The following is a 15873-nucleotide window of genomic DNA, read 5'->3' on the forward strand; positions in this document are numbered from 1 at the left end:
GGGCCTGGATTCGGATAGGTACAATGAAGTTTTCTGTAGGTTATTTAGTCGATGTTATCTCAGTACTTACTGAGAAAGAGCTCAAAGTTAGGTACAAAAGCAGCTTTCTAGGGTATCTGTGGTCAATCGCTAACCCATTATTATTCGCACTGATTTACTATTTTATTTTTAAATTAGTGATGCGGGTACAGATCCCCGACTATACCGTATTTTTGATTACAGGATTATTTCCTTGGCAGTGGTTTGCCAGTTCTATTGGCAATTCATTATTTTCTTTTATCTCCAATGCGCAGATCATTAAAAAAACGGTGTTTCCACGTTCAATCATCCCGTTTTGTAATGTTTTCATGGAGTTTTTACACTTCTTGTGCACGATACCGGTCATCGTCGTATTTTTGTTTATCTATGGTATGACGCCATCGTGGTCGTGGCTGTGGGGGATCCCCTTGATTAGTTTGGCCCAGATGTTGCTGACTCTGGGACTATCGCTGGCATTGAGTTCATTAAACCTGTTCTTCAGAGATCTTGAGCGTTTTATCCCGTTAGGGATTATGTTGATGTTTTACTGTACACCAATACTTTATTCTTCGGATTTAATCCCAGAAAAATATCACTGGATGCTAAACATTAATCCTATCTCCGAAATGATGCTGGCATGGCGCGACTTATTTATGAAGGGTATTATCCATTATGATGAAGTCGCAAGTATGTATATGTATGCTTTGATATTTCTGGCCGTAGGTAGTTTTATCTTCAATAAACTTAAATTTCGGTTTGCAGAGATTTTGTAATGACAACCGCTATCGAATTCAAAAACGTATCGAAATCTTATCCACTGTATCACCATATCGGCAGTGGGATAAAAGATCTGATTTTTCATCCGAGTAGAGCATTGTCATTGCTTAAAGGACGAAAGTATAAAGCCATCGAAGATATCAGTTTCACGGTAGAGAAAGGTGAAGCGGTAGCATTGATCGGCAGGAACGGTGCTGGGAAAAGTACTTCGCTTGGGCTGGTGGCTGGGGTAATCAAGCCTACAGCGGGTAAAGTGACCACTCATGGCCGCATCGCATCCATGCTTGAACTGGGAGGGGGGTTTCACCCTGAGCTTACCGGACGTGAGAATATCATTCTAAATGCGACATTACTGGGATTACGTAAAAAACAAGCCTTGGAAAAACTCGAAGACATTATTGCGTTTTCAGAGTTAGGTGAGTTTATCGATGAGCCTATTCGTGTTTATTCCAGTGGGATGTTGGCCAAACTTGGATTTTCAGTGATTAGTCAGGTTGAGCCTGAAATACTGATTATTGATGAAGTGCTTGCTGTCGGTGATGTTTCTTTTCAGAAGAAGTGTATTGAGACCATCAGAGAGTTCAAAAAAAGAGGGATTACCATCCTATTCGTCAGCCATAATATGAGTGATGTTGAAAAAATTTGTGATAAGGTCATTTGGATAGAAAATCATAAATTACAGGCTGTCGGTAAGGCTGATATCATTATTCCACAGTATTTTAGCGTAATGTCATAATATGAAAAAAATTAAAATTTATACTAGCCACCATAAGCCGAGCGCTTTTCTCAGTGCGTCTTGTATCGAACCAATACACGTAGGAAAAGCTAATTCTCTAAATACAATTGGTTGTGAGGGGGATGACCGAGGAGATAATATCTCTTTAAAAAACCCCTTTTATTGTGAACTGACTGCTCAGTATTGGGCTTGGAAGCATGCCGATAAAGATTGTGATTATATTGGCTTCATGCATTACCGCCGACACTTGAACTTCTCACAAACACAGAATTTTCCTGAAGATACCTGGGGGGTTGTGGTACACCCCGTGATCGATGTTGACTATGAACAAAAGTTTCAACTCACCGATAAAGGTATCGAAAGTGCCGTTGAAGGTGTTGATATACTTTTGCCTAGAAAATGGTCTGTGCTCAATGCAGGGAGTAAGAACAACTACATCCATTATGCTAAGGGTGAATTTCTCCATATCGAAGACTACGATCTAGCATTAAAAATTCTTCTGGAAATGTATCCTCAGTATCAGGAAAGTGTTGAGAAGTTCAACAATGATACCGAAGGGTATTACACCAATATGTTTGTAATGAAAAAACCAATTTTTGATGAATATTCAGAATGGTTATTTTCAATTAATGATGAATTTGAAAAGCGTTTTTCTTTTAGAAATTATAATGCTCAAGAAAAACGTGTTGTCGGTCATATTTCGGAACGCTTGTTCAATATATTTATTATTCACAAGCTGCAAAATAACCCAGAACTGACCATCAAAGAAGTCCAGCGCACTTTTGTTGCTAATGAAACCTTCAATGGTAAGGTTCAACCAGTATTTGAAAAAAATGCGGTGCCCGTGGTTATCTGTTTTGATGATAATTATACCATTTCAGGTGCTGCTCTCATCAATTCATTGGTTAAAAATTCTGATCCTGCCCGTAATTACGATATTGTGGTATTGGAAAATGGCATCTCCTATAACAATAAGCAGCGACTGAAAGCCTTACTTAATAATGCTGAGAATTTAAGCCTTAGGTTTTTTGATATCAATGCGTTCAGTGAACTGACATCCGTACATACTCGTGGTCACTTTACGGCGGCAACTTATGCGCGCCTATTTATTCCCCGTCTATTTGCACTGTACGATAAGGTGCTATTTATCGATGCAGATACGATCGTCGAAAATGATGTGGCTGAGCTTGCTGAGATTGATCTCGCCGAGCATCTAGTGGCGGCAGTTCGTGATATCGTGATGGAAGGGTTTGTCAAATTTGGGGCGATGTCAGAGTCCTCTGATGGTATTATGCCAGCGAGAAAGTATCTCATTTCTACACTGGAAATGCCAAAAACTGAAAATTATTTTCAGGCAGGAATCATCCTGTTTAATATTCAACAAATGGTAAAAGAAAATACCTATAAAAAGCTCATGGATGCCATGACCGAGAAACAATATTGGTTTCTGGACCAGGACATCATGAATAAAGTTTTTTATGACCGCGTGCTGTATCTGCCTCTGGAATGGAATGTTTACCACGGTAATGGTAATACTGATGATTTTTATCCGAATCTTCAGTTGGCAACCTATAATGAATTTTTACAGGCCAGAAAAAAACCTAAAATGATCCATTTCGCAGGTGAAAATAAGCCGTGGAACACCCGACATGTGGATTATTTCGATAACTTTGAGAAGTATCTTAACGCTACTCCTTGGCAGAATGTATTAATTGAAAGATTATCACCGATGCCCACAGCACAGGCTCAACAGGCTCCGGTCGCCGAAAAGGTACTGTTTCAGACCAAAGTAAAACGTAAGCTTATGCCATTGGTTGACCGATATGCACCTACCGGCAGCCGCCAACGTAACACTATGATTAAATACTATTACAGACTTCGCAGAAAAATTTTGGGGTAATAATGAATAATAATAAAAAAATCCTTATCGTTGGGGCCGGTTTCTCCGGGGCAGTGATCGGACGTGAGTTAGCTGAAAAAGGTCATAGTGTTAAGATTATTGACAGTCGTCCACACATTGCCGGTAACTGCTACAGTGCGCGTGATACTGAAACCGATATTATGGTCCATACTTATGGGCCGCATATTTTCCATACTGACAATCAGCAGGTATGGGAATATGTTAATCGCTTTAGTGAAATGATGCCGTACACCAACCGAGTGAAAGCGACCGTACTCGACCAGGTTTTTTCTCTACCAATTAACCTGCACACGATCAACCAGTTTTTTAAAACGACTTGTTCCCCGGAACAAGCGAAAAAGTTGATCGAAGAGAAAGCTGACACCTCTATCACTGATCCGCAAACCTTCGAAGAGCAGGCAATGCGCTTTATTGGTAAAGAACTCTATGAAGCGTTCTTTAAAGGTTACACCATTAAGCAGTGGGGAATGTCCCCGGCGGAATTGCCTGCCTCTATCCTGAAGCGTCTGCCGGTTCGATTTAATTACGATGATAATTATTTCAACCACAAATATCAGGGCATGCCGAAAGAGGGCTATACCGTACTGGTTGAAAATATCCTCCGTCATCCGAATATCGAGGTTGAACTGAATCGTAGCTACCAGGACGCTGACTCGGATGACGCTGATCATGTGTTCTTTACTGGCCCGCTGGATGCATACTATCAGTATGCCTTTGGTCGTCTGGGCTATCGGACCTTGGATTTTGAAACCATCCGACATCAAGGTGATTATCAAGGAACGGCTGTGATGAACTATTGTTCAGAACAGGTGCCGTTTACTCGTATTACTGAACATAAATATTTTTCACCTTGGGAACAGCACTCTGGTTCAATTTGCTATAAAGAGTTCAGCCGTAAATGCGAGGAAGATGATATTCCTTACTACCCAATTCGTCAGATGGGTGAGATGGCTATGCTCGAAGAATATGTTAGCCTGGCGGAAAAAGAGACTAAAGTCACTTTTGTCGGCCGATTGGCAACGTATCGCTACTTGGATATGGATGTGACGATTGGTGAAGCATTGAAGGTGGCTGAACTCTATTTGAATAGCATTGACAGTGGTAAACAAATGCCGGCTTTTGCGGTTAATGTAAGATGAAGATCGTCAGTCTGATCGTTACCTATAACCGGTGTGAGAAATTGCTGACAACATTGGAAGCAACCCTAGCACTTCCTTTCAGTACTGTTGTGGTTGTGGATAATTGCTCCTCAGACGGTACGTCGGAAATTCTGGCTCAACAAAATGATCCACGATTGGAAGTCCTCACCGCTACACAAAATTGCGGAGGGGCTGCAGGGTTTGCACTGGGAGCCGAATATATCGCTCAACACGTTAAGTCAGACTGGGTTCTTTTTTTTGATGATGATGCTTATCCGGACAGCAGTTTTATCGAACGATTTCAGGAAATTTGTCGTCCGGAGTATTCTTTGTATTGTGCAAAGGTGCTCGATACAAAGGGGCAGTTGTGTAAGATGAATGTTCCTTGGAGGACTTCCCAAGGAACATTCGCCTCTAGTCTAAAATATCTCAAACGGCCACAGGATTTTATTCCACAGGTTGACCAGGTTACTGAGGTTGTAACATTTTCCTTCGTTGGTTGCGTAATAAGCCATGATTTGCTTGTGAGGACATGGCAGTTCATAGATAAAGATATTTTTATCTATTTCGATGATGTCTTCTACTCATGGAAATTACATGTTGCAGGTAAAAAAATCCTTTATCATCCTAATCTAGTGATTCATCACGATATAAAAACTTCCCCGACGGACAGAGTCCCTGCTTGGAAAGTCTATTATTTGGTGAGAAATATGTTACTCTCACGATATATCCTTGCTGGGAAGCCGTTTTTTAGTATGACCGCCATTTCATTACGGTTGATAAAATATCTATTGTCATCGTTACGTGGTCCGGAGAGAAAAAAGCGAATTTATTTTTTCTTTAAGGGCGTGATGGACGGAGTTCTCAATCGCAGGAAGAGCCTCTGAACACTATCCTGAAATCATATGAATAAAATATGTTATTTTATAAATTCCGACTGGTACTTTGATCTTCACTGGTTAGAAAGAGCCCTATCCGCTAAGGGTGCGGGTTATGATGTCTGTGTGATAACCCGTTTCCATGGTGATGAGTTTCTAAAAAAATTTACCGAACTGGGACTGCAATGCTTTCCGCTGCCACTACAAGAAAGGTCCTATAATCTCTTCGGATTTATAAGTTCGGCCCTTAAAACATTTAAAATACTCAGTAAAATTAACCCCTCAATTGTCCATTGTGTGACCATCAAACCGATCATCATTGGTGGGGTCTACTCACGTTTCCGTAAAACACCGATGGTCGCCAATATTGTCGGACTTGGCCGTGTTTTTGAACCCCGCCGTTGGTATGAAAACATTCTCAGAAAGCTGGTATGTCTGCTTTATAGCACTATTTTCTCTAATCCCCGCAGCCATATTGTTTTTGAACATCAGGATGACTTAGCAGTATTTAGTCGTTATGTAAAATTCAATCATCATTACGCATCAGTTATTGATGGTTGTGGTGTGGATACCCGTTTATATGGCTATTCTGAAGAAGCTGAAAGCGGGGTACCTGTGGTCTTTTTTGCCAGCCGTATGTTGCACAACAAAGGCCTAACGACACTGATCAACATCCGAAAAAAACTGGCAGCTGAGGGGATACCTTTCAGACTGTGGGTGGCTGGCATTTTGGTTGCTGACGATCCTGATGCTATCCGTGAAAATGAGATTGAACGTTGGCATTCAGAGGGCGATATTGAGTGGCTGGGTACCCGTAAAGATATCGACTCCTTGATTTCTCAAGCAAACGTCGTGGCGCTACCTACTATGTATCCTGAGGGTGTACCGCGGATTTTACTGGAAGCTGCTTCAAAAGGACGTGCCTGCATCGCCTATGATAGCGGCGGCTGCAAAAGTATTATTGTTGATAGTATTACCGGTTATCTGGTGCACAAAGGTGACGAAGAGCGATTTGGTGCACAGTTGAAAAAATTGCTGACAAGCCCTGAACTTCGCCAAAGGATGGGGCGTAACGGGCGCAATCTGGTCATTGAAAAGTTTTCATCCAGTGGCGTGATCGATAAAACAATGGACGTGTATAAAAATATCCTTCGATGAGCCTTTTCATCAATACTTGGCGCAGACTGCGTTTACAGTCATGACTGATTAGCGCGGTGATGCTCAGTCCTTACACTGTCATTGCCGGATTGTGCGGAAATACTGGTGCACTCTTCCAGATGCTGGTAGTTTTAATGCAAACTTTTATCGTTCATCAGTAAATTATATTATCAGTGAACATACCCTGAGTTGATCTGACAGGAGATTGAGATGTCCAAGCAACAAATCGGTGTCGTCGGTATGGCGGTAATGGGCCGTAACCTGGCTCTTAACATTGAAAGCCGTGGCTACACCGTGTCAATTTTTAACCGTTCTCGTGAAAAAACCGATGAAGTTATCGCTGAGAACGCAGATAAAAAGCTGGCACCTTATTACAGTGTTGAAGAATTTGTTGAATCATTGGAAAAACCGCGTCGTATCCTGTTAATGGTTCAGGCCGGTGAAGCCACAGACAAAACTATCGCATCTCTGACTCCACACTTGGATAAGGGTGATATCTTGATCGATGGTGGTAACACCTTCTACAAAGATACCATTCGTCGTAATAAAGAACTCTCGGAGCAGGGTTTTAACTTTATCGGTACCGGTGTTTCCGGTGGTGAAGAAGGTGCATTGAAAGGGCCTTCTATCATGCCAGGCGGTCAGAAAGAAGCTTATCAGCTAGTTGCTCCTATCCTTGATCAGATTGCTGCTCGTGCAGAAGGCGAAGCTTGTGTTGCCTACATCGGTCCTAATGGTGCTGGTCACTATGTGAAAATGGTTCATAACGGTATCGAATACGGTGACATGCAGCTGATTGCTGAAGCTTATTCTTTACTGAAAGGTGCACTGGGTCTGAGCAACGAACAGCTGGCTGAGACCTTCAGCGACTGGAATGCCGGTGAACTGAACAGCTACCTGATCGACATCACCAAAGATATCTTCACTAAGAAAGATGAAGAAGGGAAATACCTAGTTGATGTGATCCTTGATGAAGCCGCGAACAAAGGAACCGGTAAATGGACCAGCCAGAGCTCTCTGGATTTAGGCGAGCCACTGTCGCTGATCACTGAGTCTGTATTCGCCCGTTACCTGTCATCACTGAAAACTCAGCGCGTTGCTGCCTCTAAAGTGCTGAGCGGTCCAACGGCCAAGACCATCACCGAAGACAGTGCTGGCTTTATCGAAAAAGTCCGTCGCGCGCTGTATCTGGGTAAAATCGTCTCTTACGCCCAGGGCTTCTCTCAGTTACGTGCTGCCTCAGAGCAATACGATTGGGATCTGCAGTACGGTGAGATCGCCAAGATCTTCCGTGCGGGTTGTATTATCCGTGCTCAATTCCTGCAGAAGATCACTGATGCTTATGCAGAGAACGCAGAGATTGCAAACCTGCTGCTGGCGCCTTACTTCAAGAATATCGCTGATGAATACCAACAGGCGCTGCGTGATGTGGTCGCTTACGCGGTACAGAACGGTATCCCAACACCAACCTTCTCTGCAGCGATTGCTTACTATGATAGTTATCGCTCAGAAGTGTTGCCTGCTAACCTGATCCAGGCGCAGCGTGACTACTTTGGTGCGCATACTTATAAGCGTATCGATAAAGAAGGGACTTTCCACACCGAGTGGTTAGACTAAAGTTTTAGTAGGCCGTAATCTCAAACCCGAAGATAATCTCTTCGGGTTTTTTTTCGGCACTCATCAGTGTCCTAGTCTGAGTCGTTAGATTGATTAAGAATTCTGGAATATTCTCAATGTTTTTACCTATTGATACCTGTATCCTTATTAAAAATCATCATTACTGGTCATTGTAATATCATAATGATTGATAAAATAAGGAAGGTATCATGTCAGCGCCAAAAATCACTGCTATTATCACCACTTATAATGCTGAGAGTTATATCTCTGAAACTCTAGAAAGAATTTCGGAGCAGACACTGGCTGAAATTCAGGTGATTTTTATTGATGATGCTTCCGATGATAATACTGCTGACATTATCCGCAATAAATGTGACAGTGATACGCGTTTCAAATTGTTGATCAATGATGATAATCATGGAGCAGGCTACTCGCGAAATCGTGGAATGGAATTTGCTCAGGGCGAATATGTCATTTTCTTAGATGATGATGACATTTACAGTTATGAGATGCTTGAACGCTCATATAATCAGGCAAAGGATACCGGCTCTGATATTGTTGTGTTCCGCAGCAATACCTTGGATGACAATAACGGTAAAATTACCGATGCTGACTGGACGATTTCCCGCGGATCATTGCCTGATACTCAGACTTTTACGGTATCGGACGTCAGGAACAACTTTTTTCGAAGCTTTATCTGGTGGGCATGGGATAAACTGATTAGTCGTGATCTGATTATTCGCAGTGGATTACATTTCCAAGAAATCCGTACCAGTAATGACCTGTACTTTGTCTGTGCAATCATGTTGCAGGCAGACGCAATCAGTGTTTGTGATGAGGTATTAATTACTCATAAAGATAATCGCCAAGGTTCACTTTCTAATACTCGTGAACAGTCGTACCAATGTTCTTTAGAGGCTATCGAAAAACTGAACGGTTTTATCCTATCGTCTGAAGAATATGCGAGCTTGCGTCAGAACTATCTTAATTATAGTGTTGATTTTCTAAGTTGGAGTTTATCGACACTCAAAGACTGGCAGGCCTACAGCCATTTCTATCTATTGCTACAAGCCTATTTCCGCCAGTATGCCATTGCAGAGCGTTCAGAGTTTGAGACAACCTATTTGGCAGATACCTATGAAGCATTGATCAGCAGCCGCCCAGAAGTGATGCTGATGGATCTAAAATGCCGCCTTGAAAATGATATCCGTCATCTGACACAAGCCAATCGTGAGAGCCAGCATCAGATTAGCGAACTGACCACCGCTAATCAGCAGCTCCATTTCAATCACGAAGCCTACGAAACCGGACATCAGCATTTACAGTCACAGCACGACTCACTGCAGAATGAATGCCAAGCATTGGCACATCAGGTGCAAATCCTGACAGGGAAAAAAAATGAGATGACCGCAGCTCTGGAAGCGCAGATTGAGCAGAAAACTGCTCTTGAAAATACCCTGCACACGAGCTTGGAAGCAAACCAACGCCTGACTGTAAAAGTTGAAGAATACCAACATGAACTTCAACGCTTACGAAATAGCCTCTGGGGTAAGCTCTATCAGCTTTTCTCTGGTGGCAATAATAAAAACTAATCCCCGTTAAAGGAACAGGGTAGGCCCATAATTTGGGCCTACCGCTCTAATATCCCTTTATGGTACCAGCAGCGGCCCTTCACGTTTTGCTTCTCCCCCCGCTAGGCGCACCACCAGCATACCTGCAGTCGCAAAACGTACCCAGTGGCGGGCGTATAACAGCCCGGCATGCTGGCAGACCAGTGGCGTGAGTTGATCACTGATCGGATCAAGGATTTCAGCTACCACTTCCCCTGCATTTATCCACTCTCCTGGCTCACGGGTATAGAGGATCACCCCGGCGTGTGGAGCTGTCAGGTATTCACAACCTGCCAATTCTGCCTCCAGCGGTGCAGGAAATTCAGGTAAAGGCGGCACCGGGCCATCGATATAGCCGAGTGCTGTCAGACCATCAATAATCCCCTGAGCATCCTGACGAGCCTGCTCATGACTGACATCTCGGGCTCCGCGTAATTCTAAGGTCACGGGTTTCAGGGCTTCAGGTAGTGGATATTGTGCTGAAAAATGCCGCTGTAGGGTATACCAAGGCTCAGCACAGGCCTCATCAAAGGGTTCCCCCCCCGAAATGTCGGCAATCAATGCCGTCTGACAGCCGAGATAATGGCCGAGTACCGACACTTGTGGCCAGGCTTGCGGAGTGGTGTATAGGTGAGCAACCGCCTCCCAGTCACAATGAATATCAATCATCAGATCAGCTTTACACGCCATTTTCATCAGGATAGCCCGCTGAGATTCAAGCTCAGTGGCTGGCCAATAGTCATTGAAATAATCATCGATGGCGTCACGGATCACTCGGCGATTATGCTCAGCATTGTCCCCAAGATTAGGTTCTACCCGCGCGGCTAGACTCTCCCCGAGGGCGGGAAACTGGCGGTTAAAATCTTGGCCGGAAAGGCTATCGAAGCGACCTAATGGCTGTCCTTGTAAATGCTGTGAGAAACCCAGCGGGTTCGCGACGGGCACAAGCGTGATAGCGGCACGTAGCTTACCCTGACTTTCAAGGGTACTGAATTGTTGCTTTAGATACCATGCCACGGCTACCCCGGGTAGTTCATCGCAGTGAAGGGCGGCTTGGATATAGACGTGGCGGTCCTCACTGTCACCATAGTGGTAGCTGGTGATTTGCCGCTGGGTACCGAAGGTACCAGAACGTATCGGATGGCAGTGTTGCTGCATCGAGTGTGTTTCCTGCATCAGGGCAGGTGTTCATGGTGGAAACCTGCAAGGGAGACTGGCTGAGACGTAGAGAGCCGGGTATCAGAGTAATACCCGGCCTGAGTGTTTATTTCGCTGAAATATCAGTAGTGAAATATTTTTTCTGCAGTTTATCAAAGGTGCCGTCAGCTTTGATTTTCTCGAACGCGGTATCGAGAGCAGTACGCAGTTCGGTATCCCCTTTACGTAGGCCGATCGCAGTTCCTGGGCCGATAATCGGGTCTTCTACGGCTGGACCGGATAAGGCAAAGTCTTTACCTGCCGGCGATTTTAAGAAGCCGATACCTGCTTGCGCGCCATCAGTAAATTCAGCATCAATACGTCCAGCTACGAGGTCATTCTCAACCTGAGCTTGATCGCCGTAAGAGACGATATTCACGCCATTCGGCTGCCATTTGGCGCGAGCATAACGCTCCTGAACGGTTCCTTGCTCGACACCGATGCTTTTCCCTTTCAGAGACTCAGCGGTCGGCAGTAAGCCGGAACCTTTACGGGCCACCAGCATCACCGGCGTGTTATAGATGGGAACGGTAAAGTCGATTTGCTTCAAGCGTTCTTGGGTCAGGCCCATATCCGACAGGATCGCGTCAAATTTGCGTGCTTTCAGGGCTGGGATCATGCCATCAAATTCATTTTCTACCCAAACACATTTAACATCCATTTGCTTACACAAAGCATTGCCGAGGTCGATATCAAAGCCGACCAGTTTTCCATCAGAAGTCTTGGACTCAAAGGGCGGATAGGTAGGGTCCACGGCGAAACGTACTTGCTGCAGTGCAGCTTGACTGATAAAAGGAGCGCCTGCCAGTAAGGCCGTCAGCAAGGATAAACGTAATTTACGGGTGAAAGTCATAGTCTGCACAGTCCTGATAGTGTTGTTGTGATAGTCAATGAGCTCCCGCCTTAGATGACGGGTTATTATCGAACGGGCAGAAAACCGCTGCTGCCCGACGTGATGGGGTCACTCTTTAGTTAATCTATCATATTTTATCATCTGAAACAGACGGTACGCAGAGATAATCATTATGATCCTGTCTGAGAAGGTAAATCCTTTCCGCGGTTAGCGATGGTATGCTGATACCAGTAGTAACTTTTCTTGCATATCCGGCGAGTACTCCCTTGGCCATAATCATCTAAATCAACATAAATCAGTCCGTACCGTTTCTCCATTTGTGAGGAGGAGCAACTGACGATATCAATCGGCGACCACAGACAATAGCCAATCACTGGGATACCGTCGTGGATAGCCTCCAATACCGAACGCAAATGGCCCTGAAGATACGCAATCCGGTAATCATCGTTGATGATCCCCTGGTGCGGAGTATCGAAATAGCCGATGCCGTTTTCGGTGACCATCAGTGGCTTTTGCCAGCGATCCCAATAGATATTTAGGACGGTACGCAGACCTACTGGGTCAATGGCCCAACCCCAAGGGTTTGCTTCCAATAACGGATTGGCACGGCAGTGTTCTGCAGTCTGTGCCACGGTATCACGGTCACTGATCGTGGTGTAGTAGTAAGAGAACGACATAAAGTCAGCGGTATGGCTGAGGGACTGTTGATCATCATCGGTGATGTGTAACGGAATATCCCTGTCAGCAAAATAGCGTAACGCATAGCCTGGATAGCGCCCGCGCAGCAGCACATCTGCCATATAAAACTCCATCTGGTTACGCTGTAGCGTAGCCAGCACATCCTGCGGCTCCGTCCCCGACGGATAGGCGTAATCGCAATACAGCATCACACCAATTTGCAAGTTTGGGTTGAGCTGCTGTGCAAACTGTTTAATTTTGGCTGAGGCCACCATTTCATGATGAACTGCCTGATATTTGGCAGTGTGAATATTCGCCACACTGTCTTCGGGGATCCCAAGGTGGTTAAAGGATTCGAAGTGGATCATATTAATTTGATTGACGGGTATCCAATATCGTACTTGATGCTGATAGCGCTGCAGGCAGACTTTGGCGAAGCGTACAAAAAAGTCGATTAACCGTCGGTCTGACCAGCCGTGATACTCGAGTGCCAGTTGCAGCGGCATTTCATAGTGGGAAAGGGTGATTATCGGTTGCATTCCATGACGACAGATGGCCGATATCAGCCGGTCATACCATTCCAAGGCGTGTGGGTTGGGCTCGACCTCATCGCCGCGGGGAAATAGTCGTGACCAGCTGATTGAGGTACGAAAGGCTTTAATACCGGTGGCGGCAATCAGCTTTAGATCTTCTTCATATCGATGGTAAAAATCGATACCAAGCCGCTTGGGAAAAACACTGTCGGTATCAGCCATTAACCGGCGGATAGTGGCACTGTCGATCTCTTTGTTAGAGAGGCTGCTTAGGGCTTTATCGGGAGTAAAACGGTTAATGTCGGCCACACTCCAGCCTTTTCCTCCTTCTTGCCAAGCCCCCTCGGCCTGATTGGCGGCGATGGCGCCACCCCATAAGAAATCGTGCGGGAACCGTTTTTCGATAGTCATGGAGTTGCTTCCTGTGTCGTGGGTACGCGGTTGCGGTAGCCGAACATCACTACCATAAGTGCGCTGCTGGCCAATGTAATGCCCACCGAGGCCAGATAGAGGCCAGTTGGACTGAAAGCCGGTATGCCGGGCAGGCTGGCAAATGACCACGTCACCATATTGACGCGGTAATAGCCGTTGAACCCACCGCCAATGGCGGCGGCGATGGCGGCATAAATAAATAGTCGGCGGAATGGCATCATCACTCCGTAAATAATGGGTTCTGTGACGCCACTGATCATCGCCGGCAGTAGCGCGCTATTCAGTAACCGACGTAGCTTTTGAGGAGGGCGTGTCAGTAAGACACCGAGAGCTACGCCCATCTGCGAAAAGGCAGCCATACCACCGATAGCAAATATTGGGTCTCCGCCCTGAGCCAAGTTAGCCAGTATCACTGGGACTAACCCCCAATGCAGGCCCATCATCACAATAAAGGTATAAACGGCACCGACGAACACGCCACACAGTAGGCCATTAGTGGTTTGCAGCCAGGTAATGCCCCGTGCCAGTTGTTCACCGAGAGCCATACCGAATGGACCAAACACCAACAGGGTGACTGGAATAATGATCATTAGGCAGAGCATGGGCACCAGTACTAACTGTAAAAAATCCGGTAACAGGGCCAGCAGTCCTTTTTCCAGCCAGTAGCCAGCGCTGACAGCAATAAAGACCGGAAAGACACTGTAGGCGTATTGCGCAGACAGTAGAGGAATGCCCAGAAAGTTGCTGTCCGGCTGGCTGAGCAGTCCGGTTAGGGCGGGGTCTAGCAGGGAGGCTCCGATAATCAGGCCCATATAGGGGTTAGCACCGAGGCGTTTGGCCAGCGAGCACCCCAGCAAGGCAGGTAAAAACCAGAAAGGGGCATTGGCGATCACCGCCAGAACGTGATAACTGCTTTGTGTCGCCATGGAGGGAGTGACAGCCGCTATCACTGTCAGTAGTACTTTCAGCATACCGCCCCCGGCTAATAGACCGATCAGCGGCAGAAAACCCCCAGAAAGGATATCGAAGAGGGCCACTTTTTTCCTCTGCTTGGGAGACTCGGATGCAACCGCCCCGGATGGATATTGGCCTGACAGTTCGGCCAGTTGCTGGTAAACCGCCGTCACTTGGTGGCCGATGATAATCTGATACTGACCGTTGATCGTCACCGTGCCCAGCACACCGTCAAGTTGGCGGATATGGGCATCATTGCAGGCCTCAGGGCGAGCAAGTTGTAGGCGCAACCGCGTTGCACAATGGCTGAAATGGCGAACGTTATCCTTGCCACCGACGGCCTGTAACAGTTGCACTGCTAGGACTGAAGACACTGACATCTGACCTCCCTGTTCGAGTTCTATCCATCACTCCACGCTAAAACAGCCCTTTATTGCTGGCAACTGGATCCATTTTCAGATTTAGGAAAATGAGGAGGTGGCCGCCGTCAGCAGGCTTGTCTGGTGGAGCAGATGACAGACTGTGCTGACCAGCATCTGTGACGAAAAGTAATGGGAGCGGAAGAATCCTGGGATGCGACTGAAGTCTAAGGTGTAATCAAAACCCGGTGATGGGCAGGCAGTGAAGCAGATAGTGGTAGACCGGCTCAGTGGTATAACTAACTCCGGATGGTGCCGCCGCCAGTCGCCGGTCAGGTCGGTCAGTAGCACCGTGTCGCACTGGCGGATAAAGGCGGCTAACAGTTGGCTGTCACTCTGGCGGTGCAGTTGGTAGACCTTACGTTGGTCACAGGTTAGCACCTCACGCAGTAAGCTGGAGCAGGTAAAACTGTAGTCATTTCCGAGCAGCAACAGTTCGCGGCTACTAAACAATGCGCTGGCAATCTGTCGACAAGTGGCCTGGGAGAGGTGGCGATGGATAACCTGTTGCCAGTCTATTTCCTGTAGTCCCGGTTGTGGGTAAGAGGTGGAGGGCGACAGCCAAGCACCTGGGTAAGGCTGTAGATCCTGTTTAAGTGCGAGGAAGCGGGGATAACCGAGCTGTTTACAAAAGCGAGTGACACTGGGCGGTGTGGTATGGGCCTGCAGCGCCACTTCTTCAATGTTGATGGCGGGAAACTGATCTATTTTACGCAGTAATACCAGCGCGATACGGACATTTACCGAGTTTTTTCGGCAGTTAAACAAGTACTCTGAGAGTCTGGTATAGACCGGACTGGAATAATAATTCATCGGACCCTCCCATAAGGTGCTAGTCTGCAGCTTAGCGTGATTCGGAATGGGGTTTGGCGATCGGTCACCGAAAATTTAATAATGGCAGTAGAATTTTAGGCGGGGAGAGCGGGGAATTATTGTAAAACGCCGTCCCGGCG

Annotated in this window: 13 protein-coding genes; 8 read left to right on the top strand and 5 right to left on the bottom strand. The window is 46.0% G+C overall.

What is annotated here, in order from left to right; translation table 11 throughout:
* Positions 1-23 precede the first annotated feature (23 nt).
* The 8 genes from DW47_RS0111925 to DW47_RS16675 all read left to right on the top strand — a co-directional run bounded on the left by DW47_RS0111925 (position 24) and on the right by DW47_RS16675 (position 9836).
* Positions 24-791 (top strand): ABC transporter permease, encoded by a 768-nt coding sequence (locus DW47_RS0111925; RefSeq protein WP_029686643.1) that lies wholly within the window; start codon positions 24-26, stop codon positions 789-791.
* On the top strand, positions 791-1531 hold the full coding sequence (locus DW47_RS0111930) for an ABC transporter ATP-binding protein (RefSeq protein WP_029686644.1): 741 nt from the start codon (positions 791-793) through the stop codon (positions 1529-1531). The genes DW47_RS0111925 and DW47_RS0111930 overlap by 1 nt, the downstream gene beginning before the upstream one ends.
* A 1-nt stretch (position 1532) precedes the next feature.
* Positions 1533-3431, top strand: a complete 1899-nt coding sequence (locus DW47_RS0111935) for a DUF4422 domain-containing protein (protein ID WP_029686645.1) — start codon at positions 1533-1535, stop codon at positions 3429-3431.
* Between the two features lie 2 nt (positions 3432-3433).
* Complete coding sequence (gene glf, locus DW47_RS0111940; protein ID WP_029686646.1) at positions 3434-4591, top strand: UDP-galactopyranose mutase; 1158 nt, start codon at positions 3434-3436, stop codon at positions 4589-4591.
* Positions 4588-5478: a glycosyltransferase gene (locus DW47_RS0111945; RefSeq protein ID WP_029686647.1), complete on the top strand. Its 891-nt coding sequence runs from the start codon at positions 4588-4590 to the stop codon at positions 5476-5478. Before glf ends, DW47_RS0111945 begins: the two co-directional genes overlap by 4 nt.
* A gap of 18 nt (positions 5479-5496) precedes the next feature.
* Complete coding sequence (locus DW47_RS0111950) at positions 5497-6627, top strand: glycosyltransferase family 4 protein (protein ID WP_029686648.1); 1131 nt, start codon at positions 5497-5499, stop codon at positions 6625-6627.
* A gap of 210 nt (positions 6628-6837) precedes the next feature.
* Positions 6838-8244, top strand: coding sequence for an NADP-dependent phosphogluconate dehydrogenase (gene gndA, locus DW47_RS0111955; RefSeq protein ID WP_029686649.1), 1407 nt, complete (start codon positions 6838-6840; stop codon positions 8242-8244).
* A 209-nt stretch (positions 8245-8453) separates the two neighbouring features.
* On the top strand, positions 8454-9836 hold the full coding sequence (locus tag DW47_RS16675; RefSeq protein ID WP_051150929.1) for a glycosyltransferase family 2 protein: 1383 nt from the start codon (positions 8454-8456) through the stop codon (positions 9834-9836).
* 57 nt (positions 9837-9893) lie between these two features.
* Here the strand turns inward: DW47_RS16675 and DW47_RS0111965 are convergent, their stop codons facing one another.
* The 5 genes from DW47_RS0111965 to DW47_RS0111985 all read right to left on the bottom strand — a co-directional run bounded on the left by DW47_RS0111965 (position 9894) and on the right by DW47_RS0111985 (position 15733).
* A complete protein-coding gene (locus DW47_RS0111965; RefSeq protein WP_029686651.1) occupies positions 9894-11012 on the bottom strand; it encodes a succinylglutamate desuccinylase/aspartoacylase family protein in 1119 nt (372 codons plus the stop codon).
* 106 nt (positions 11013-11118) lie between these two features.
* Positions 11119-11904, bottom strand: coding sequence for an ABC transporter substrate-binding protein (locus tag DW47_RS0111970; RefSeq protein WP_029686652.1), 786 nt, complete (start codon positions 11902-11904; stop codon positions 11119-11121).
* 170 nt (positions 11905-12074) lie between these two features.
* Positions 12075-13526 carry a glycoside hydrolase family 1 protein gene (locus DW47_RS0111975; RefSeq protein ID WP_029686653.1) on the bottom strand — a complete coding sequence of 484 codons (1452 nt, stop codon included), beginning with the start codon at positions 13524-13526 and terminating at the stop codon, positions 12075-12077.
* The gene (locus DW47_RS0111980; RefSeq protein ID WP_029686654.1) at positions 13523-14881 is read right to left on the bottom strand and encodes a PTS transporter subunit EIIC; all 1359 of its coding nucleotides are present in this window, start codon (positions 14879-14881) and stop codon (positions 13523-13525) included. The genes DW47_RS0111975 and DW47_RS0111980 overlap by 4 nt, the downstream gene beginning before the upstream one ends.
* Before the next feature lie 81 nt (positions 14882-14962).
* Positions 14963-15733 (bottom strand): MurR/RpiR family transcriptional regulator, encoded by a 771-nt coding sequence (locus DW47_RS0111985; protein ID WP_029686655.1) that lies wholly within the window; start codon positions 15731-15733, stop codon positions 14963-14965.
* Between the last annotated feature and the right edge of the window lie 140 nt (positions 15734-15873).

The organism is Tatumella saanichensis (assembly GCF_000439375.1).
Lineage (GTDB): Bacteria > Pseudomonadota > Gammaproteobacteria > Enterobacterales > Enterobacteriaceae > Tatumella > Tatumella saanichensis.